This is a genomic window from Halodesulfovibrio sp. (assembly GCF_025210605.1).
Lineage (GTDB): Bacteria > Desulfobacterota > Desulfovibrionia > Desulfovibrionales > Desulfovibrionaceae > Halodesulfovibrio.
On record NZ_JAOARI010000018.1, the window covers coordinates 85,016 to 108,302 of the forward strand.

Sequence of the window (23,287 nt, forward strand, 5' to 3'; positions counted from 1 at the left end):
AATTATTTTACAATAGGCAAGCATTCGCTATTTTACAAAAAACTGTATTCTCATGTAGATTCTCCCATAAGCAAATGCTCCCGCCTTGTGAGTAAAACTTCCACAAGCCAAGACGCGAGCCTCATGCAACACCAGCACCATGCACACAACTGTTATGCAGTACAGCCTATAAAAAAAGCCGCGAAACCATTTTACGGCGTCGCGGCTCTTCTATTTATTGTTTCAATGCAGAGACAATACACAACAAGTACTGTAGTCACATAAACCGCGCCTACAAACTTATCGGCAAAAACAAATTAATCTGAAGAAGAAAGTCTAGATACTTCTACCATTCCTTCCAAAGCACGAAGTTTATCAATAGTTCTGTACAGATGTGCAATGTCGCGCACTTCTACCGTAAACTCCATTTCAGACATACCGTCTACCATTGAATGGAACATACCGGCATCTAGGTTAACATTCTCCTGCATAAGCAGGTCACTGACTTTCGCCATCATGCCCATAATATTTTTAGAAATCATCTTAATACGAGCAGGGTAAGGTTTATTCTCAGTGCCATCCCAGTACACAGAAATCAGGCGCTCAGCCTCAAGGTTCTGCACATTAGGACAGTCAGATGTATGAACAGTAACACCACGCCCTCGACTGATGAAACCTACAATAGCCTCACCCGGAACAGGGGTGCAACAGCGAGCAAAACGAACCAGAACGTCATCGACACCTTTAATGCCAACACTGTTCGCATGGGTTTGCTCCACACGCTCTTCAGCCTGAGGTTCTGCTACGGTTTCTTCCGGCTCTGGCACTTCTTTAGGTTGCAGACGCTGGAGTACTTTGCGTGGTGTCAGTCGAGCATAGCCCACCTGAGAAAGCAGTTCGTCCACTTCCTTCAGATTAAACTCTTCCGCTACCGCTTCAAAAGCACCTTCTTTGAGAGCCTTCTGGACATTAATATCCATACGGCGTCCCAATTTTTCCAGCATTTCTTTACCAAGGCTGATGGAACGGGTTCGCTCTTCGGTACGGATAAAATGATTAATACGGGTTCGCGCTTTTGCTGTTTTAACAAAACGCAACCAATCACGGCTAGGATGCCTGTGCTGATCGGTAATAATTTCTACTGTGTCACCATTTTTCAATGTAGTAGAAAGAGGAACAAGTTTACCGTTGACCTTTGCACCGGAACATTTGTCACCAACTTGCGTATGGATCATGTACGCAAAATCAACAGGACTTGCGTCTTCCGGCAGTTCCTTTACATCCCCGCCCGGTGTAAAGACATATACTTCATCTTTAAATAGATCGAATTTCAAAGAGCGCATGAACTCTTTGGAATCTGTTTCCATCTTTTGCCAGTCAAGCAATTCCCGAAGCCAAGTAAACTGCTGAACATCACGAGCTTTAAGACGTCCACCGCCGCCTTCTTTGTACAGCCAGTGAGACGCAACACCGAATTCCGCCATCTGATCCATTTCGTCTGTACGAATCTGGATTTCGATACGCTCGCCTTCAGGTCCCATAACTGTAGTATGGAGACTCTGATACATGTTCGCCTTCGGCATGGAGATATAATCTTTGAATCTTCCATGAACAGGCTTCCACATGGCATGCACAAGCCCAAGGACGGCGTAACAATCACGAACATCTTTGACGATTACACGGAAGGCAATAATGTCATGAACCTGATCGAGCGTAAGATTTTGTTGCTCCATTTTGCGGTAAATGGAGTAACGGTACTTAATACGTCCTTTAATTTCAGCATTAATTTTGTTGTCACCCATCATTGCTGTAAGCAATTCAATGACGCTTTCAATGTATTCCTGTCCGGAAGTTCTGTTTTCTTCCAACCATTCAGTAATGGAGTTAAACACTTCTGGACGCAAATAGCGGAAACTTAAATCTTCAAGCTCAAGTTTTATACGGTGAAGACCAAGCCTGTTCGCAAGTGGAACATAAATATCCATGGTTTCTTGCGAAATAAGCTTTTGTTTATGCGGCTTCTGAAAATCCAGAGTTCGCATATTGTGCAGCCTGTCAGCAAGCTTCACAATAAGAACCCTGATATCTTCAGCCATCGCAAGAATCATCTTACGAATGTTTTCAGCCTGTGCAGCTTCCTTGCTCTCAAACGTCATAAGGCTGATTTTTGTCACACCGTCAACAACGTCTGCCACTTCCTCACCGAACTGGGCATCAATACCTTCGATAGTTGCAGATGTATCCTCTACAGTATCATGCAGCAGCCCAGCAGCAATGGAAATATCATCCATACGCATACTGGCGAGTTCATAGGCGACAGAAAGCGGATGCGACAAATAAGGCTCGCCCGAAAGACGGGTCTGCCCTGCATGCGCAGCAGCAGAAAACACATATGCTTTCTGAATCAAAGCAACATCCGCATCTGGACGCAGCTCTGTTACTTTATCTAAAATTTCCTGAATCCTGATCATGGATTAGTTACAACCTCGTAGCGCCTCTGGCTTTTAGGAACCCACCATCGGTCTAAATTATGCGTAATACCTGCCGGTGCAGGCTCAATTCCTTTAAATCGCTTTTGGATGATCGGTAATGAATAGGAAACATATAAAAAGCAGTACGGCTGATCCGTGTGCAAAATTTCCTGCACGCGGTCGTACGCTTCCTTCCGCACCCCCATATCCAGTGTGTTACGACCAACCTCGAGCCATTTATCAAGTTCCGGATTAATATATTTAATAAAATTCAGCCCGCCTTCTTCAGCCCGTGAAGAATGCCAAACTGTGGAAATATCCGGATCTTGAAGGATGTTCCACCCCAAAATAAGTGCGTCAAAGCGTCCCTTATTAATAAATTCTTTGATGAATGCCGCCCATTCAACGGTTCTAATAGTGACCTGAATACCAATATCTTTCAACTGGCTTTGAATAATCGTAGCTGTTTTTATCCGTTCCTCATTGCCCTGATTGGTCAGGATTGTGAACGCAAACGGTATTCCATCCTTCTCCAGTACGCCATCTTTATTCTTCTCCCATCCAGATTTTTTAAGCAGTTGCGATGCTTTTTCAGGGTCATACCCGTAATCTTCAATAGCCGTGTTATACGGCCATGTACCCGGCTTGTAGGGACCGACTGTCGGTTTTCCCTGACCAAAGAGCACCCCTTTCACCAAGCCTTCTTTATCAATTGCGTAAGAAATAGCACGGCGAACCTGCGCATCCTGAAAAAACGGACTTCTAAAATTGAACCCTAAAAAAGAGTATCCGAAAGAAAGATATCGGTATTTATTAAAATTATCTTGAAAAAATTTACTGCTTGTCTGGTAAAGATACTGCTGTGGCGTCAGTGACATCATATCAATATGTCCTGCTTTCAATTCCAAAAACATTGTAGATACATCTGGAATAACACGATATACTATCTCATTCAGATATGGTCTTCCTAGAAAATATGTATCACTTGCTTCAAGAACAACTTTTTCTCCCCTGTCCCATTTTTTAAATTTAAATGGCCCTGCGCCAACAGGCTGAGAAGTAAGGGGAGACGTCAGCAAATCTTGCCCTTCGAGCAGATGCTTTGGCATAATATCAAACATCCAACTCAGTAAAACACGCGCAAGCGGTTTTTCATATGTTGCTTCAAACGTATATTTATCTAGTAAAGTAAACTTTTTCACTAACAAGTAGTCTTGTGCATACGCAGTTGGAGTGTTGGGATCTATATATAATTTGTAGGTAAACTCTACATCTTCCGCAGTAAGCGGCACACCGTCTTCCCACAACACATCCTTACGCATAGTAATGCGTATCCTTTTTCCTTCATCGAGTACTTCAAATGATTCTGCTGCATAGGGAACTATGTTTAAATCTTTATCATACTTTAAAGGGGATACATAAATATGCGATGCAACTTCATGGGAACCAGCATCAGAGCTCAGCATAGGGATCATATTTGTAATATCTCCTATTGAGCCTAAAATAATGCGCCCACCGTATTCCGGTTTGTGAATATTTATTGTATTGTCGCCAACGGCTCTTTCGGATTGCGTGCTAGAAGTCGCCGACGCGGTAGATGCAGATTGCTTTTTTTCAGCAGGAGAGCTGCAACCTGTTAAAAACAAAAAACATAGCAGTACTCCTAAAAGTACTCTTTTTTGCAAACTGCAATGCATAGCATCCTCACTATTGCCAAAATCATCAGATAGAGTATCCTGAGCCGATACGGAAAAAAACATTTCAGACGGTAAAAGTAACGCTAACAAACTTCTACCCTATTGAAAACTGATTGAATTTTGAATAACCTTATGCCCCTCTTGCTATTAGGGTAAAATAGCAGGACGTCCCTTTCGGACGTTACACACTCCACAAGGAGCTTTTTTAGATGGATGAAGCTTCCGCAAAAAAACTGCTTCACGAATTGGTATCAAGTACCATTCCAGAATATATTATTGAAGGTTCCCAATATCTTCTCGACTCCGGCGGAGTTCAGAAGATCAGCGTCAAAAAAGGGGACGGCTACTGGGATATCTCCGGTACAGTGCAGGGTGAAGATTTTCAGATTTATTCTCCGAAAATCTCGTTGGATTTCCATGAGAATTCCACAAACTTTCTCTGCAACTGCCCAGAGGCCTTTTCTGGTGCGTGTCGTCACGTAGGTGCCGCTGCTCTCAAGTTTATTCCTTCCCTTGAAGAAGGTAACACAGCAGAAGCAACCCCGACAAAGCCACGGTCTGACTGGAGACAGAATTTCAGATCATACTTTGCTACTGAGCTTGAGCCAGAAGCGGGCAGACATTACCTTCTTTACCGTTTTCACCCCGAACCGGGCAGACTTCAGGTTTCATTCTTCCGCGCAAGGCAGAATAAATCCGGTCTATCCACAGTGCATAACGAAATTACTATCCAGCAAATCCTCGATCATCCGGATTGGCATGAGCAAACTCCGGGGCTTGCGGAATTGCTGGAACAAGTTGGCAAATATAATGACTACTTCGGGCATCGTGTAGAAATCCCTGACGGATTACTCACATGGTTTTTATGGACTGTTAAGAGCGAGTACTACTTGTTCTGGCAGGACACAGATAAGCCGTGCCGTATCGAAACTACAACCATGCAGCTCAAACTCAAACCAGATCTTGAGGAAGAAGGACTTACCTTTGCTGTTATGATTGAAGGCAGCGGAAAGCAGCCTTTGTCCATTACAGAAGAAGAAGTTTCCTTCCATGGTCAAATGCCATTATGGGTTTGCTGGAAAAAGGGTTTTCACCCTGTACACACAACTCTGGACTCAATGCTTGTTCAGGATCTTGTGCAGCATCCTCCACATGTCAGCCGTGATGATATTCCTGAATTTCTCGACAGAGTTTGGACACAGTTCCCGACATCCGACTTGCATGAGCCGGAGAAGTTTCTTGAGCACATGGAACCTATTTTTGTTCCCGGCACATACAACCCGAAACTTTTCCTTGATGAAGAAGGATCACTGCTCACCTTAGAAATTCAAAACTTTTATGAAACAATTCATGGTGAATTCCTGCTTCCGGGACCTAACCCTGAATTCATGACAGGCAGCTATTCTTTCGAAGACACAACATATCTTATTCGTCGCATGCAGGACGAAGAAGCTAAGCTCGCTGAAAAGCTGCTCGAAATGAACTTCCAGCCTCGTAACAACCGAATCTGGTTCCTTGAGCCGGAAGAAGCCATTACGTTCCTTTTGGATGCATACCCTAAACTTATTGAGCAGTACCGCGTCTTCGGTGAAAAAGCGCTCTCTAAGTATAAGGTACGCCTTGCCACTCCAGTTATTAACGCTACAGTGGAATCCAACGAAGAAGAAAAATGGTTCTCTCTCGACATTGAAGTTGATTACGATGGTCAGAAAGTACCTATCGATCTTATCTGGAAAGCATGGTCTCACGGCAAGCGCTATGTTCAGTTGAAAGACGGTTCATACACTAGCCTGCCTGAATCATGGCTGGAAAAAGTTGCACACAAACTGCGTGCCATGGGTCTTGACCCTGAGAAACCACCTCAGCAGAGATTCGAGCAGTACGAAGCGCCTGTATTGGACAACCTGCTTGATGATCTTCCTGAAGTAGAAACAGACGGTTTCTGGGATACGCTGCGCGAAAAAATTCATACCTTCAAAGAAATTGCCGTTGTTAATCAGCCGGATGGCTTGCAGGCAACTCTTCGCGGGTACCAGCAGCAAGGTCTCAGTTATCTTAACTTCTTGCGTGAATACGGTTTCGGTGGAATCCTCGCTGATGAAATGGGGCTTGGTAAAACAATCCAGACTCTTTCTTTCATTCAGCACATGGTAGAACGCGGCGACACAGGACCAAACCTGATTGTTGTACCGACTTCTGTTCTTCCTAACTGGGACCGTGAGGCATCTAAGTTTGTACCAGAACTTAAACGCCTTATCATCTACGGAACCCGACGCGAAAACATGTTCAAGCAGATTGCTGAATCTGATCTGGTTGTTACAACATATGCATTGCTTCGCCGTGACCTTGAAGAGTTACAGAACTATGAGTTCAACTCTATTATTCTTGATGAAGCGCAGAACATTAAAAACCCGAACACAATCACAGCACGCTCTGTTCGTAAAATCAACGCACAGCAGAGACTTTGTCTCTCCGGTACTCCGATTGAGAACAACTTGTTCGAGCTTTGGTCATTGTTCGAGTTCCTTATGCCTGGCTTCCTCGGTTCGCAGCATGCATTCCAGCGTGGCATTGTAAAGCCGATTAAAGATGGTGATGCAGAAACTATTGAGCAACTTCGTACTCGCGTAAAACCGTTTATCTTACGCCGTACAAAAGCAGAAGTAGCCAAAGACCTGCCGCCTAAAATCGAAAACGTCCAGTACTGTGCTCTTGCTGAAGAGCAGGCAGAACTGTATGGCGCTCTTGCTGCCAAGCTTAAAGAACAGGTTATGTCTGACGTGGATGAAAAAGGTATGGCAAAAAGCCAGATGTCAATTCTGGATGCGCTTCTCAAACTTCGTCAGATTTGTTGTCACCCTCGCCTTCTCAATCTCAACATGCCTGGATTCACTACAAACCTGCCTTCCGGTAAGTTTGATGCGTTCAAGGACATGATTACTGACATTGTTTCCGAAGGTCATAAGGTATTGGTGTTCTCACAGTTTGTATCCATGCTCCACATTATCCGTTCATGGTTACAGATTGCTGACATTCCATACGCATACCTTGACGGTACATCAAAAGACCGTTTCGAGCAGGTAGACAGGTTTAACGATTCACCGGATATTCCTATCTTCCTCATTTCCTTGAAAGCAGGTGGTACCGGTCTCAACCTTACCAGTGCCGACTATGTTATCCACTACGACCCTTGGTGGAACCCTGCTGTTGAAGATCAGGCAACTGACCGTGCTCACCGTATTGGTCAGAAGTCTCAGGTATTCTCATACAAAATGATTTGTCAGAATACCGTTGAAGAAAAGATCCTCAAACTTCAGGATATGAAAAAAGGCGTTGCAGACTCCATTATTCCTGGCAAGGAAGCATGGAAATCTCTCACCAGAGACGACCTTGAAATGCTGTTCGACATTTAAGACACAAAACAAGCAATATAAAAAAAGGGAGCCATTTGGCTCCCTTTTTTTATATCGTATCGGTAATCTTGCTATCTTCATTGCGCACAAACGCTAGCGGAAAAACATCAAGATATTTTTTCTATCCATCCGCTATTTAGATGCATGAGCGTGGTGACGTAACTCTTCAGTTACACAGGTGATATGCTCGGTAGTGCCACCAAGTTCTTCAATAACTTGCGTTGCTCCACTAACCTCTTCGCCCGAAGCAGTCACAAAGCCTTGCATTTGTTCCAACGCATTCGAAACCTGAACATATTCTTGAGCCTGTCTATCCGCTGCTTCAGAAATCTGCATAGAACGGTTGTATGCGGACTCAGCCCCCAAAGCAATTTGACTGAAGCGTTCACCGGAATCTTCTGCGAGTCCAGCGGTAGCGGTGATATCATCTGCAATTCCATTCATAGAAACTGCATTGACCTGTGTTGCCTGCTGAATACCGGAAATTGTTTGCCCAACTTCCCGTGTTGCTTCCATTGTCTTTTCTGCAAGCTTTCGCACTTCATCCGCAACAACAGCAAATCCTCTACCAGCTTCGCCAGCGCGGGCTGCTTCAATAGCAGCATTAAGTGCAAGCAAGTTAGTCTGGTCTGCAATGTCTGAAATAACAACCATAACCTGATTGATAGATTCCGCCTGCTTATCAAGCTGACTCATCTGCTCTTGCAACGCATCTGCTTTTTTATGAACCGCTTTGATAGCAGAAAGAGATTTTTCAATCATCTGAGAACCTTCACGAACTGTGTTAAGTTCATCTTCACCTTGCGACATTGCCTGATTTGCAAGTTCTTTAATCAGAATAGCAGCTTGATTTAAGTTCTGCATTGCACTGTCAACTTCTGTCATTTGATTCTGCTGATCGTCAGAACGCTCGCCAACAGTCGCCATGTGTCTGGAAAGAGTTTCCATCATAGATTTACTGTGTACAGCAGCCTCTTCGAGCACATGCGCAGTACGTAAAATTTCATCATATGATGTTTGTAAATCGTGACGGTTCTTTTCCGCATCATCTTGCGCTACTGCGGCTGCCTGTGCTTTTTCTTTGGCATCAATTGTCGCTTTTCGCAGCTCAGAGTTACCGGTTACAAGTGCCTCTGACATTGCATTCATAGCGACAGCAAGCTCTGTAAGCTCATCTGCACCTTCAACAGGGATATGCAATTCAAGGTCACCATCTGCAATTTTTTTAGCACCATCTTTAACAATTGAAAGCGGTGTAAGTATACTGCGAATGATATACACACAAAGGAACATTATCCCGACAAGAAAAACAGTAAAAAGCGAACCAACCAGTATTATTCGAGGACGGACAAGCTCATGAAGAGCCACTGTAAATGCTGCATGGCTTTTCTCAATGTTGGACAAATAAATACCAGTGCCAAGCCAAATATCTGTTCCTGGAATATATTGTGCGGAGCCAATTTTGGGCTGTACACCAGCACCGGGTTTATTCCACACAAATTCGGAGATTCCCCCACCAGACTTGGCTATTCGATACAAGTCCTTAATGATAAAAGCACCATTGGGTCCCTTTAATCCACTCAAGTCCTTCCCAATAAGAGAAGGATTCGACCCGTGGGCGACACAGGTAGTTCCCCTGTAAGCATAAAAATATCCAGATCGATCTTTTTCAAATCGAATATTTGAAAAAACTTTCTGAATAATTTTTTGTTGCATGGAAGGGTCACTTACCCCCTCAAGCCTTGTAGCAAGCGTACTTGCAAGCACGGTTGTTGCTACTGCTATCTTATCTTTTTCCTGCATCGTCATTTGGCTATTAACTTCCGCCGAACTTGTATCAATCAAGTTATTGGAAGCCTGCCAATATTCTACCAGAAGTCCCCCAAGAGAGAGAAGAAGTAACGCAAAAAGTATCTGAACCCTACTCGCAATTTTGAATTTCCGAATCATAGCAATTTTCTCGACTCTTCTTTCATAAAATTAATTAGTTACTAAATATGTAATACTAACCCCCAGCAGTATTACTCTCTCCTTTGCCCAATAAACATACTGTGTATTACAGCGTATATGCATACCACATTATCGCTAAAGCATAGTTAATTGCATAAAAAAGAGCGACACTAAAAAAGTTACATGTATAACTGCTGTGCAAAACAATGCCGCCCTCATTGCAACAAGCTAGATTTACCAGTCGTAAATACATCATCGCTTTATTACAAATAGATATCTTTATCAATAACTACATTTATAATGAGTAGCACAACCGTGTATGTCATGACTCTACATCCCTACAAACTACTTTCAAAAAAGCTGACACTACACATCTCATTCAAGATAGATACGGTCAAAACAACAAGGCAACCACTACCGCAGTTGCCTTGTCAGATATTCACGCATAAAATAGTTTATGCTGTCATTTTATCGGCTGCTCCAGAAAGAACGCCTTTTACTAAATCAGGAAGCTGTGCAAGATCAGGACTGATAACAAATCCTGCATCGCGCATTGCTTGAAGTTTATGCTCAATACCGCCAGAATTTTCATCTAAGATTGCTCCGGCATGACCCAAACGTTTTCCCGGAGGCGCTGTACGCGCTGCAATAAAGGATACTACAGGCTTTTCAAATCCCGTTGATTTCACGTACGCTGCAAGTTCCTCCTCAGCGGAACCACCTACCTCTCCTAAAATAAGAACTGCATGTGTATTATCATCATTCCGCACCAGCTCGAATAAATCCGTAAAACTTGTGCCAATAAATGAATCGCCACCAATTCCTACACAGAACGACTGCCCGATGCCTGCGCGCGACAGCCTGTCCGCTGCTTCATACGTCAACGTACCGGAGCGGGAGAATATAGCCACATGCCCTGCCGTAAAAACACTCGCAGGCATAATGCCAATCTTGCACTGCTCAGGGACAATTATTCCCGGAGTATTCGGTCCGACAATACGAGTTGTTGAGCCGTTGATATCTTTCAGAGCAGAAAGCATGCTCGCTTGGGCAATCCCCTCAGTAATGCATATGACCCACGGAATATTTTCTGCGGCTGATTCTGAAACAGCATCCGCTGCAAACGCGGCTGGAACAAAAATTATTGAAGCATCAATGCGGTGATTCTTTTTTGCCTCGTGCACTGAGTTGTATACAGGAATCCCCATTACTGTTTGACCACCTTTAAATGGCGTCACTCCGGCAACAATGTTCGTGCCGTACTCTTGCATCAAAGCAACATGACGCTGTGCGACTTTTCCGGTAATGCCCTGAACGAGAACCTGAGAATCACTGTTTACCCCAAGTACATTCCCCCTGCCAGTACGGGTGAATGGCGGCATAATTGAAGGAATTTTTTCCTCTTCTATGGGGTATTCAATTGTCGGAGCATCCGCAGGTTTGAGAGCATGAAGCTGTTCAAGCGCTTCATTCATTTCAGTAGTAATAAATACATTTTCAATGCTGGATTCTTGTAGCAAAGCACGCCCTTCATCAGACTCCAGCCCAGCCATGCGGATAACAATAGGCTTAGGGGCGGACTTGCCATCAAGCACAGCAAGAAGTGCTTTTGCCACTTCCTTGCATGATACAATTCCGCCAAAAAGATTTATGAAGACAGCTGCAACGTCATCATTTCCAAAAAGCAAATCAAGAGCGCGCTTAATGCGCTCTCTGTCTGCTGCACCGCCTAAGTCCATAAAATTTGCAGCAGACAGCCCGTTAAAATTCAACAAGTCCATGGTAGCCATTGCCAACCCTGCACCGTTTACAAGAATACCCACCCAGCCTTTTAGCTGGACGTAGCTCAACCCCGCTTCACGAGCGATAGTTTCTTCAGGGGAATGATGTTCTGGAGTGTAATATCCTTCCAGCTGCTCTGGATACATTTCAACAACGTTGTCATCAAGCTCCACCTTTCCGTCCAAAGCCACCCACTCTCCTTGAGCAGTGATAACCAGCGGATTAATTTCTGTCATAAGCAGACCATATTCGGAAACAACGCCGTACAACTTTTTAACTAGATCACAAAAATCTGAATAAAATTGTTTATCTACTCCGAGATCAAAAAAAGCTGCACGCAAATGATGGTCTTTAAGACCGGAGGAAAGGTGCACACGCTGAATAAGCGGCTTTGTAGCCTGAGCGGCATTCTCAACCTCTATGCCGCCAGCTGCGCTTACTGTGAAGAGAAGGTCTTTGCGCTCTCTTGAAAGCACAAAGGAAAGGTAACATTCTTTGGCAATCTCCGTTGCCTGCTCGACTCGGATAAAAGGAACAGCATTTCCTTTAATTTCCATTGCAAAAATCTTTTCAGCTTTCTGATGAAATTCTTCAGGAGTGTCTGCCCGTAAAATGCCACCTGCTTTTCCCCGCCCGCCGGTAAGTACTTGCGCTTTTAAATACCAAGGGGGAGTAAGATGCTCAGGCACGGTTATGGATTCTGGTGTTAAAAGAGTTCCCTCAGGGATAGTAATTCCAGCCTCTCCAAACAACTTCTTGCTCAAATGCTCATTTAAAAACATGGCGCTCCGTCCGTAAGATGAGAGTTATCAGTCATCAAGTGTTGGAACCATTCGCTGGACAAGAATTTTACGCACGGTCATCCGCACAGGTCGGCTTATGTCATTCTATGCTCCGGCTACTCAAACCATAACCGCAGCAAAAAGTGTGTCCCCGTATACCCTCAGTGTTACTATCAAACCTCCTCAGCAATAACCAAAGGGCACATTCCGACCATAGTCTCATAATCACGCAACAGCGTTACCATCCAACATCCTTAGCAGCACGCACTCTGGCTCATGGTAAAGCTAAGTGCTACGCGGGAAATATATCTCTATACGTTCAACAAAGAGTATATGAAAAGGCAGTGTCCCGCCGCAACGCAACACTGCCGCATCAATTCAAGTTAAACGACTTTTAGTAAATGCTAAAAACCGGCATCTTCGTTGATTAACACAATTTTAATGCGTTTTGCAGGGAAAGACTTTTCGGTAATAGTCCAAATATTACAAATGCGCTGTGGACTAGAACAGTCCATACAGTGCCCTGTTTTTTTGCACGGTGTTTTCATATCCAATCGCATGGTGTTGACGGGCGCTGCATAGTCTTTGATGCGGAACATCGCATCATCGACAGTTTCAACCAGTTTGTTACGGCTGATAAACAAAACTACATGCTTAGGTCCAAAGTTCAACGCAGCAACACGGTTACCAATCATATCAAGGTTTACGAGTTTTCCGCACTCTGTCACCGCGTTTGTACCTGTAAGAAAGACATCAGCAAGTAACGCTTTACGGCGCAGCTCGTGCTTTTCATCAGCAGGCAGGGTTTTATCGAACGTATCGATCACTTCAAGAGCGTCATTCTCGCGCACAGACTCAACAATGCCTGTTTCTGATAATGTCAGAGAACCGCCAAAAGAAATAGTTTGAGCACCTTCAAGAGAAGGAAGAATTTCTTGCTCAAAAACATCTTTTGCACCCGCGACAGTGTCTGCCATGAATACATCAAAATTATTCTTTTCAAGCGCCAGTTTCAGTTCAGCTAACCGTAAAGTCCAGTAAGTCGTAATTGGGTTGCTCATAATCTTATTCCGTTGTGCTTCTAAAAGGTCGATTGTCAGTGTATAGCGCAAGGCGCTTTTCATAATTTCGCAGCTGGTAGGAAGGTAGGCGATATTCATTGCCACGTTCAATCGCTTCTTTTTGTATTTTCATAGCCTTATCAAATTCATTCGTTTCTGCATATGCAGCAGCTAATGAATCTAATACGCGAGGATGCCGCTTGCTTTGCTCGACAATCGGCAAAAGCATTTTCACAGCCCGCTTGCCATCTCGCACGGCTTCTGATGGGCATGTTGCCAGAAACCATCCAGCTTCGTTAATCACCGAAATAGAGTCCGACCGACTGAGAATATCTTCCATATCCTCTTTCGCCATTAAATATCGTCCCATATCCTGCAACGTCTGCATTCGGGAAACAAGTAGGCGGGTATCTCCGGCAGAAACCTGCAAGCCAGCATTCAGGTCTTCCAGTGCAGCAGATAAATTATCTGTAGTGCGCCACAAAGCAGCCCTATTCAGCAGAGCTTCGGTGTACACACTATTGATAGCAAGCGCACTCGTAAAATCTTTGAATGCGCCTTCAATATCGCCCATGGCAACTCTGCTATACCCTCTGTTGTTATATGCAACAGCATTAGTAGAATCTATTTCCAACAACTTGGTGTAGATTGATTCCGCTGCGGCAGATTGCCCTAACTTTTGCAAAAGCTTCGCCTGTCCCATTACCAGATCAAGGCGATCAGGAGCTAATGCAACGGCTTTTTCCAGCCAAAAATATGCTGTACCTACCTCATCTTTTTTGTGCGCCAATTTATACAGATAGTAAACAGGTTCAAATAAGCTTTTATCAAGCGCAAACGCTTTTTTTAATAATTCTTCTGAAGTCTTATACTCTGCGCGTGCATACGCTACGACACCCCGTGCAGCAGGAATAATACCAAGGTCATCAGCATAGTCTTGCACCGAATCGAGCAGTTTTTCTGACTCAGTAAGTTGTTTCTTTTTAGCAAAAGCAAGTGCTGCATACCCATGACTTGCAGCAAACTCTTTTTTCATTTTGTGCAACAATGCATTATGGTTGGCAACATCACGATTGTGCTTTTGCCGTTCTTCAGCATCCACACTAAAAGCAGAGGTTTTTACCTTGAGCAGCTGTACTTGCTCGGCAGCGCGTTTGTACCGTTTGAATGCACGCAAAACCGTATCCCACTGCTTAGTTTCGTATGCATCACGCAACGAATTATAAAACGCAGAACTTTTATCAAACTTTGCTTGCACTTCCGGCGTCATAAAAGTTTTCGCCGATGCGGGCAGCATCAGCCCTGTAAAAAAACAAACGGCGAGGAGAAGTACTCCTGCGCCGTTATGCAGTCTTTTAAAAACCATATCGAATATATTCCTTATCCCTTCGATTGATGCTCTGTACGTAGCGGTACTTTTCATTCCCTCTGGCTTGCTCCAGAATATTTTTCCCAATAGCAAGACAGCGGTCACACGCTCCTACAGGCACTTCTACCCCAAGACTTAGAGGGTTTACTGACGACCACGTTTCGAGTCGCAGCGTTCCTGAACAGTCTGGACATAATATCACAGACTCTATCTGACTTTCGCTGATCCCATCCGTATCGTAGTAAACATCTTTTGCACGGACGATAAAATCGCCATCACGCTCATAGCCGATTTCTTTAACAAGCGCTTCAATATCAGGGGTCGTTGAGGCAAAATAACTCGCAAGCAGCTCTTCAGAAAGCTTTTCAATATATTCTGTTACCTGTGGAGTCTGAGCATAACGTTTTGGATCAAAGTCCGGTTCCGCCACATATTCATAGTCAATACCAGCCATGGCAAGGCAGATACCCAAGTTCACATACGGCAATGCCCCTTGAATAGCATAGCCGCCTTCCAGCACGGCAATATGCGGATTCAACAGCTCATTCAATTTCGCATAGCCGCGTGCAGAAAATTTCATATTGGTTATCGGGTCAGAATAATGATTATCCTGTCCGGCAGAGTTAATTATGATGTCCGGCTTAAAATCTTCCAGAACAGGTAACACTACATGTTCAATGGCATATAAAAAGCCTTCATCAGAAGTATTTGGTGGAAGCGGAATATTCAGAGTTTTTCCATACGCGTTCACACCACCACGCTCGGTAGGGAAACCAGTCCCCGGATAGAGCGTTCTGCCGTCCTGATGCATGGAGATAAAGAGCACATCTTTATCGTTCCAATACACATCCTGCGTACCGTCACCGTGGTGGCAATCCGTATCTACAACCGCAATTTTGAGTGCACCATATTTTTCTCGAATATACTCGATCATCACAGCTTCAATATTGATGTTGCAAAAACCACGGGAGCCGTGCACAGACTTCATCGCATGATGCCCCGGAGGTCGAACAAGTGCGAATGCCTTATCTTTTTCGCCCTCCATAACCAGCTGGGCAGCACGTATAGCGCCTCCGGCAGAAATCAAATGAGATTTTGTGCACACACTTTCAACATTAGGAAAGCAAAAGTGTGTGCGCTCAATATCTTCCAATGCTGCCACAAGCGGTTTGTATTCCGTAATTCCCTCAATATCAAAAAGCCCTTCTTCACGCAGCTGATCTTGCGTGTACAAAAGACGCTCTTCACGCTCAGGATGGGTCGCACTTATCGCCCAATCATATGCGGGGAAAAAGATAACCCCTAAAGAATTTTTAGCTCGTAGCATAGATACTCTTCTGCCCTGTAGGCTATTACTGATCGATAACTTCTGTTTTCATAACGGCAATGCAGGTGCGCATGCGATCAACAATCTGCTCAAACACTTCATCCGGACTTACGGAAGCATCAATAACAGCAAAGCGTTTATTGTTTAACGCAGCCCATGTCAGATACCCTTCGCGCACGCGGGAATGAAATTCCATCGCTTCTGCTTCAAAACGTCCCTCTGCACGGGAAAGTCCTTTTTCGATATTTCGTGAAAGAGCACGACGCAGCCCGATTTCAGGATGGACATCCAGAAGCAGCGTAATGTTCGGCCATAACCCTTGCGTTGCTACTTCATTAAATGAATGTAACAAGCTTGGGTCAAGTCCTCGACCATACCCTTGGTACACGACAGTGGAATCTGCATATCTATCACAAAGCACAACCTTACCAGCTTCAAGTGCTGGCTTAATAACCTGTGATACATGCTGTGCTCTGTCCGCAAGATACATAAACAGCTCTGCTTCACTTGTAATATCGGTATTGGCAACATCAAGCAGCAATGCACGCAATGTTTTACCTAGTTCGCTTCCTCCCGGCTCACGGGTAAGCAAAACTTCATACCCTTCTGATTCAAGCCAAGCGTGCAACCTTTTTAAAACGGTACTTTTACCGGAACCTTCCATTCCCTCTAAAGAAATAAACATATACATCCTTACTACTGCCCTAAGCAGAGCTTTCACAGGCTAGGCTCTGTCTTCACAGGATACTGACAAAGCTATTTTTTATACTATTTTTTCGCCGACAGGTAACGCATTGAAGCTCTCTGCCTTCCCTTCAAACGAGTCTTTTCTGTTTGCTGCTCATGTTTTTCACTGCAATTATAAGCGAATAGAAAAACAATAGTGCCCACCGACCAGTTCCCTACTCATCGCCACTTATAGAAGTGGGTGGTGGCGCTACTGTGAATGCTTCAGATGAACCACTCACAGCGGTATCACCAAAAACGTCCTGCGAGAACGCATTTGGTTCCGGTGGTGTCATAGTCGGTTTAAAAATAAATCGACCAAGTGTATTCTGGTACGGAGTCCAGCCAGTATCGCCATATTCAAAATCACTGAATAAACCACGAAGCTGGGCAAGCTTTGCATCAATGTTATCCGCATAATGCAACACGAGCGCTTCTGCGGTAGCTGGAAGCACTGGGGAACCCCATTCCCGTTGACCATGGTGTCCAAGAATCAAATGTTTAAAATGCATTTGCAACTCAGCGGACAAACCGGAAGCAGCAAGATACGGTTCTACCTTTTCCAGTCCGATATTGATATGCCCGATAAGACGACCTTCGTCAGTATAATCTTTGACAAGCCCCGCGCTTAATTCCCATGCCTTGCCGATGTCATGAAAAATTGCACCTGCAAGCAGCACCTGACGATCAAGCTCTGGATAATGGTCGCAAAGTTTCATGCAAAGTTCAGCGACAGAAAGGGAGTGCTCCAACAATCCGCCAAGATATGCATGATGCACATTCTTAGCACCGATTGCATTTTTAAACCGAGCAGAAATTTCTTCATCGACAAGTGCAGATTCTACAAATGTCATCCAAGGTGCATAGGTGAATACTGAAGTACACATTGCCAGCAGATCAGCGTACATATCGTCAGGATGACGCTCAGCAGCTGCAACAAAGTCGCCCATATCCAATTCAGCAATATCTTCAGGCGTAAGAATTTTCATATGCTCGATATTTATATCTAAAATATCACGATATGTGCTTGCACGTCCTTTCACTGCCAGCATTTGTCCGGCTGCAATTTCTGGAAACTGCTGTGCAAGTGGACTCCATGCTTTAGCGCCTATTGCGCCTGTCATATCAGACAGTTCAAGTCTCCAGTAAGGACCATTGCGTGCCTGAGCAAGCGTTGCCTGCGTAATAGCAAAAATGCTAAGCACTTCATCATTATTGGAAATATCCCGAACAAATTGTATTTTTTTGAGGTCCATTCTATACCCTGAAGAAATAAAAAATTACGCTTTAGAAAAATCACACTTTCTAACTACGTACCAATTAAACCATACTCAACGACAAAATTTCAGAAGGAATGATTCCAACCAGTATGGCGATATGATTCCTGCTTTTCCAACACGTTGTCAAACCATTTGATAGCTGCAAATACAAGTATTGATTAGAGGTACCTATGATTATAGCACTCACAAACGATGACGGCATTCAAGCTCCGGGCTTGCGCGCCATATATAAAGCGCTTGTTGCCGCAGGGCACACTGTGCATTGCGTAGCTCCAGTTACGGAACAATCTGCTGTAGGTCACGCTGTGACTATTTCCATGCCACTCAGAATAAAAGAATTCCAAGAAAACGGCTTTCGTGGAAAAGGAGTATACGGAACACCGGTAGACTGCGTCAAACTGGGACTCAGCAGCCTTATTGAGGATACAATTGACTTGGTTATATCAGGCATTAACTCCGGCGCGAACGTAGGGCCGGACATTCTTTACTCTGGAACAGTCTCCGCAGCAACAGAAGGTGCCAGCATGGGCTATCCTTCCATGGCAGTTTCTTTTGATAACTTCCGCCCCGAAGATCTATCCGGTCAGGCAGAATTTGCTGTCCAGCTTGCGGAAAATCTTCCATGGAACGCACTCCCTAAACGCTGCGTAGTTAATGTAAACTTCCCTGATCGCCCTATGGAGCAAACAAAAGGTCTGCGAGTATGCCCACAGACAAGCGCCACATGGAAAGACTGGTACGTCCACAAAACAGACCCGCGCGGCGGCAGCTACTGGTGGCTTGACGGTAAAATTCCACCGGAAGATGTTGCAATGGGAACAGACCGTGACCTTTTAACCGAAGGCTACGTCACCCTTACCCCTCTTAAATTTGACTTTACAGACGATGAAACAATGTCTGCCCTTTCCGTACTGAATATGGATCAGGATTAGCGCTCAATTTCGAACAACAGCATGCTGTGGCTGCGCTGAAACCTCTACTTTTAGTGCAGCACAACATGCACAAATCGATTCTCTAAAAAGCAAGAAAAACTATAACGTAAACGGTTATTCACAATTTTTTTTAAGAAAAGTGCTCCTAGCTATTGCAGTTTGTTTACTTTGCTTTTATGAGCACCACGTGTAAAGTACACATGTTTGACGTCACTGCGGATTTTTATCCTGACGGCAATATGTATTATAGATGAATAAAGCTTATCCACTCCGGTCTCTTTGTACATACATCGTGGCGATCAAATGCGCTGCCAGTGTAAACGGTTAACTTTCCGTGCGACCCCAACCGCGCCCATGGTCGAACACTTCTTTATGTAACAAAGTGGCAGGGTTAAGCTTATACTTTTTGTATCAGTAATCATGGAATTACGATATGTTCTACGTAGTATCATGATTACCGTAATATTTTATGAGGAGGTTATTATGCCACTTATCGGTACTACAGAGATGTTTGCTCGCGCATACAAAGAAGGCTACGCAGTTGGTGCGTTTAACGTAAACAACATGGAAATCATTCAGGGTATCATGGAAGCAGCTCAAGAAGAAAAAGCTCCTCTTATCCTTCAGGTTTCCGCCGGTGCACGCCGTTATGCAGGACAAACTTACATTAAAAAGCTTATTGAAGCTGCTCTCGTAGAAACTGATCACCCGCTTGCCTTGCATCTTGACCATGGACAGGACTTTGAAATTTGCAAGCAGTGCATCGACGGTGGTTTCACCTCCGTAATGTACGACGGTTCACACCTCGACTTTGAAGAGAACATTGCCGTTACCAAACAGGTAGTTGAATACGCTCATGAGCGCGGCGTTGTTGTTGAAGCTGAACTCGGTCGCCTTGCTGGCATTGAAGATGATGTTCATGCCGAAGAGTCCATATACACTGATCCCGATCAGGCAGTAGAATTTGTAGAACGCACTGGTTGTGACTCTCTTGCTATTGCTATCGGTACCAGTCACGGCGCATACAAATTCAAAGGCGAAGCCCGTCTTGATTTTGCGCGTCTTGAAAAGATCTCCAACATGCTCCCTGAGTACCCTATTGTACTCCACGGCTCTTCTTCCGTGCCACAGGAGTTTGTTGAAATGGCAAACAAGTACGGCGGGGACATTGGTTCTGCTAAAGGTGTACCGGAAGAACTTTTGCGTAAGGCAGCAACCTTTGGTGTTTGTAAAATTAACATTGATACAGACATTCGTCTTGCAATGACCGCAAACATTCGTAAGCATTTTGCAGAAAACCCATCTCATTTTGACCCACGCCAGTACCTCAAGCCAGCTCGTCAGGCTGTAAAAGATATGGTTCAGCACAAAATTAAGCACGTGCTGGGCTGTTCTAACAAGATTTAACTAGAACTACCGCTAGGGAGCTTTCTCATGGCTGTGAAGCTTGGTATCAACGGTTTTGGTCGTATTGGTCGCTATCTCGTTCGTCTTCTTATTGACGATTCAGAACTTGAAATTGCTGCTATTAACGCGCGCGCAGACAACGAGTCTCTTGCTCACCTCTTCAAATACGATTCCGTTCACGGAACCTTTAACGGAGATGTTGAAGCAAACGAAGAAGGCTTTAAGGTAAACGGTAAACAGATTGTAGTTACACGTTGCGCACGCGGCGAATGGAAATGGGGCGAACTCGGAGTCGAGATCGCCGTAGAAACCACCGGTACCATTAAAGACCGCGACGGTCTTGCTGAGCACATTGCATGCGGTGCAAAGAAATCTGTAATTTCTGCACCCGGCAACGGCGTAGATGCCACAATTGTAATGGGTGTTAATGACGACACCTACGATGCTGAAAAGCATCACGTACTTTCTAATGCATCTTGCTCTACAAACTGCCTTGCTCCGGCAGCTAAGATCATCAATGATGCGTTCGGCATCAAACATGGTCTTATGACAACCATTCATGGTTACACCATGGGGCAACGAATCCTTGACGGTTCCCACAAAGACCTGCGTCGCGCTCGCGCGGCTGGCATGTCTATGATCCCGACAACTACAGGCGCAGCAAAAGCTGTTGGACTGGTTCTTCCTGAACTCGCAGGCAAGCTTGATGGAATGGCTATTCGCGTACCAATCCCTGACGGCTCCCTCATTGACCTCACCTGCACTGTTGAAAAAGACACCACCGCAGAAGAGGTTAATGCAGTTCTTAAAGCTGCTGCTGAAGGGTCTATGAAAGACCACCTTGGCTACTCTGATGAACCGCTTGTTTCCGTTGATTACATCGGAGACACCCACGGCGGCGTAGTCGATAGCCTCTGTACCAGCGTAATGGATGGTAACATGGTCAAAGTTCTTGTCTGGTATGACAACGAAGCTGGCTTTACCAACCAACTCGCACGCCTTCTGAGAAAAGTTGGCGCCTCCCTGTAGAAAACTCATCTGAGTACAAATAAAAAGCCCGCTGTACATTAGTACAGTGGGCTTTTTATTTTTTAGGTACATGTTCCCCGATGAGCAACAGGGAGAAACGTAACAGTAACAGCCCATAGCCACACATAAGAAAAGCCCTCGATGCATAAACACCGAGGGCTTCATTAGTATCGTGCGATCAAACTACAGTTCGTTCGGCAGTTCCTGAAGTTCAGAGTACTTGAACACAGGACCGTCTACACAAACGTATTTATCACCAATGTTGCAACGACCACAGAGACCGACGCCACACTTCATACGTTTTTCGAGAGTAGTAATGATTTTGTCATCTTTAAACCCAAGCTCGTTAAGAGCCATGAGAGTAAATTTAATCATGATTGGAGGTCCACAAGTTACAGCGTAGCCGCTGTTATCTGGACCAATCTCTTTAAGCACGTTCGGGATAAGACCTGTTTTTTCCCAAGGATTTTTGCCCCATTCTTCGTCTGGGTTATCCACGGTAAGAACAACGTCAATGTCATCACGACCAAGCCATTCTTCAATATCGTACTTGTAGCTCAAGTCCTGAGGAGAACGAGCACCGTACAGAAGAGTGATTTTGCCGTAGTCGTCACGGTTATCCAGCATGTACACAAGAAGTGTACGCAGAGGAGCCATACCGATACCACCACCAATAAAAGTAACGTCCTGACCTTTCATTTCTTCAGTCGGGAATGCGTTACCAAGTGGAGCACGAACGCCTACGGAGTCACCAGCTTTCAACTGATGAATACGTGAAGTTACTTCACCTACGAGCATTACGGAGAACTGAAGGTAGTCCATGCGAGTTGGAGAAGAGTTGATTACGAAGGTGGATTCACCGCTACCGAAAACAGAAAGCTGACCAACCTGTCCCGGTTCGAAGGTGAATTTTTTCATAACATTTTCATCATCAAAACGTACACGGAACGTTTTAATGTTGGATGTCTCTTCTACAACTTCCAAAACAGTAGCCATATCCGGCAGAATTGGATTAGCCTTCATTACTTAGACTCCTTCTCGGCGCCGCGAGTCTGTGCTGCTTTAACAATAGCGCGAATATCCACAGAAGCAGGACAGCTTTTAATGCAACGACCACAACCGCAACATCCAATATGCTTATCGTATGTATTAGGAATGTATGCGAACTTATGATTCACACGGTTTTTAAGGCGGTTAGCTTTGATAGAACGTGGGTTATGCCCGCTACCTTCCAATGTGTACTGGAAGCTCATGCAGGTATCCCATGAACGTACGCGTTTGCCTGTTGTACCGGTTGGTTCATCAGTGATGTTGAAACAGTAACAGGTAGGACAAAGGTATGTACAAGCACCACAGCTGATACAACCGGCAGCCTGCTCTTCCCAGAACTCAGCGTCATCAAACGCAGCAAGAAGCTTCTCAGGTGCGTCGGAGAAGTCATGTGCTTCGCCAAGTAATTCACGAGTAGCTTTTTTAACTGCTTCTGCTTCAGCACATTTGTCACCACCGTCAGCAAAGAAGGATGCTTCAAGCATCTTTGCGCCACGGTCGTTCACAGCTTCAGCAGTGTAGCCGCCCTGTACAGGAGTAAGCAGAACGTCAGAACAGTCTGTGTCTGCCGGACCGCTACCAACTTCATGACAGAAGCAAGTAGATTCAACTTTAGTACATGCAATAGTAACGTGCAGTGTGTTTTCACGACGTGTTGCGTAGTAAGGATCACGAATGCGATCATTATCGAACACTCTGTCAAACACACTCATACCGCGAGTACCACATGGACGCGCACCGAAAACTACTGCACGCTCGCGCGGCAGAGTTTCTTTAATGCGAACAGAGGTACCATCCTGATTTTCAGGATCTTTGTCGTATTTATAGGTAAGCAGAGTTTCTGTTTGCGGGAACACTGCTTCTTTCGATGAGCGAACAGGCATACGGTCAAGAACCGGCTTACGCCCTTCTGCAAACGGACGGAAGGTTACGGAACCGCCGTCCTCCACCGGAACAAACACTACGTGATCTTTTGCAAGAGCTTCGATCCACTTAGTGGTGTCTTCGTTTGAGATAAATTTGCAAGCCATG

General features: G+C 44.8%; 15 protein-coding genes. 4 read left to right on the top strand and 11 right to left on the bottom strand.

Annotated elements, in window-relative coordinates; all coding sequences use genetic code 11:
* Positions 1-296: 296 nt before the first annotated feature.
* Together N4A56_RS07135 and N4A56_RS07140 are read right to left on the bottom strand one after the other, a co-directional pair.
* Positions 297-2,450: a bifunctional (p)ppGpp synthetase/guanosine-3',5'-bis(diphosphate) 3'-pyrophosphohydrolase gene (locus N4A56_RS07135; protein WP_293671371.1), complete on the bottom strand. Its 2,154-nt coding sequence runs from the start codon at positions 2,448-2,450 to the stop codon at positions 297-299.
* Entirely contained in the window at positions 2,447-4,147 is a 1,701-nt protein-coding gene (locus tag N4A56_RS07140; protein ID WP_293671372.1) for a peptide-binding protein, read from the bottom strand. The genes N4A56_RS07135 and N4A56_RS07140 overlap by 4 nt, the downstream gene beginning before the upstream one ends.
* A 209-nt stretch (positions 4,148-4,356) precedes the next feature.
* On the opposite strand from N4A56_RS07140, the gene N4A56_RS07145 reads away from it, so the two are divergent.
* Positions 4,357-7,560 (top strand): DEAD/DEAH box helicase, encoded by a 3,204-nt coding sequence (locus tag N4A56_RS07145; RefSeq protein WP_295546099.1) that lies wholly within the window; start codon positions 4,357-4,359, stop codon positions 7,558-7,560.
* A gap of 132 nt (positions 7,561-7,692) precedes the next feature.
* On the opposite strand, the gene N4A56_RS07150 is transcribed toward N4A56_RS07145, so the two are convergent.
* From N4A56_RS07150 to N4A56_RS07180, 7 genes are all read right to left on the bottom strand, one after another.
* Positions 7,693-9,510 carry a methyl-accepting chemotaxis protein gene (locus N4A56_RS07150; protein ID WP_295546101.1) on the bottom strand — a complete coding sequence of 606 codons (1,818 nt, stop codon included), beginning with the start codon at positions 9,508-9,510 and terminating at the stop codon, positions 7,693-7,695.
* 455 nt (positions 9,511-9,965) lie between these two features.
* Positions 9,966-12,074 (bottom strand): succinate--CoA ligase subunit alpha, encoded by a 2,109-nt coding sequence (gene sucD, locus N4A56_RS07155; RefSeq protein WP_295546104.1) that lies wholly within the window; start codon positions 12,072-12,074, stop codon positions 9,966-9,968.
* Between the two features lie 404 nt (positions 12,075-12,478).
* Positions 12,479-13,135 (bottom strand): lactate utilization protein, encoded by a 657-nt coding sequence (locus N4A56_RS07160; protein WP_295546107.1) that lies wholly within the window; start codon positions 13,133-13,135, stop codon positions 12,479-12,481.
* 4 nt (positions 13,136-13,139) lie between these two features.
* On the bottom strand, positions 13,140-14,501 hold the full coding sequence (locus tag N4A56_RS07165) for a hypothetical protein (protein WP_295546110.1): 1,362 nt from the start codon (positions 14,499-14,501) through the stop codon (positions 13,140-13,142).
* A complete protein-coding gene (locus tag N4A56_RS07170; RefSeq protein WP_295546113.1) occupies positions 14,491-15,831 on the bottom strand; it encodes a histone deacetylase in 1,341 nt (446 codons plus the stop codon). Before N4A56_RS07170 ends, N4A56_RS07165 begins: the two co-directional genes overlap by 11 nt.
* Positions 15,832-15,856: 25 nt before the next feature.
* Complete coding sequence (gene tmk / locus N4A56_RS07175; RefSeq protein WP_293671379.1) at positions 15,857-16,516, bottom strand: dTMP kinase; 660 nt, start codon at positions 16,514-16,516, stop codon at positions 15,857-15,859.
* A 217-nt stretch (positions 16,517-16,733) separates the two neighbouring features.
* Positions 16,734-17,813 carry an HD domain-containing protein gene (locus N4A56_RS07180; RefSeq protein ID WP_295546115.1) on the bottom strand — a complete coding sequence of 360 codons (1,080 nt, stop codon included), beginning with the start codon at positions 17,811-17,813 and terminating at the stop codon, positions 16,734-16,736.
* A gap of 194 nt (positions 17,814-18,007) precedes the next feature.
* Between N4A56_RS07180 and surE the strand changes: the two genes are divergently transcribed.
* The 3 genes from surE to gap all read left to right on the top strand — a co-directional run bounded on the left by surE (position 18,008) and on the right by gap (position 21,205).
* A complete protein-coding gene (surE, locus tag N4A56_RS07185; RefSeq protein ID WP_295546117.1) occupies positions 18,008-18,769 on the top strand; it encodes a 5'/3'-nucleotidase SurE in 762 nt (253 codons plus the stop codon).
* Positions 18,770-19,252: 483 nt separating this feature from the next.
* Positions 19,253-20,176 carry a class II fructose-1,6-bisphosphate aldolase gene (fba, locus tag N4A56_RS07190; protein WP_295546120.1) on the top strand — a complete coding sequence of 308 codons (924 nt, stop codon included), beginning with the start codon at positions 19,253-19,255 and terminating at the stop codon, positions 20,174-20,176.
* Positions 20,177-20,203: 27 nt separating this feature from the next.
* Positions 20,204-21,205 carry a type I glyceraldehyde-3-phosphate dehydrogenase gene (gap, locus tag N4A56_RS07195; protein WP_295546123.1) on the top strand — a complete coding sequence of 334 codons (1,002 nt, stop codon included), beginning with the start codon at positions 20,204-20,206 and terminating at the stop codon, positions 21,203-21,205.
* Between the two features lie 183 nt (positions 21,206-21,388).
* On the opposite strand, the gene N4A56_RS07200 is transcribed toward gap, so the two are convergent.
* Together N4A56_RS07200 and N4A56_RS07205 are read right to left on the bottom strand one after the other, a co-directional pair.
* Positions 21,389-22,228: an FAD/NAD(P)-binding protein gene (locus tag N4A56_RS07200; RefSeq protein WP_295546126.1), complete on the bottom strand. Its 840-nt coding sequence runs from the start codon at positions 22,226-22,228 to the stop codon at positions 21,389-21,391.
* On the bottom strand, positions 22,228-23,286 hold the full coding sequence (locus tag N4A56_RS07205; RefSeq protein WP_293671385.1) for a 4Fe-4S dicluster domain-containing protein: 1,059 nt from the start codon (positions 23,284-23,286) through the stop codon (positions 22,228-22,230). The genes N4A56_RS07200 and N4A56_RS07205 overlap by 1 nt, the downstream gene beginning before the upstream one ends.
* Position 23,287 lies beyond the last annotated feature (1 nt).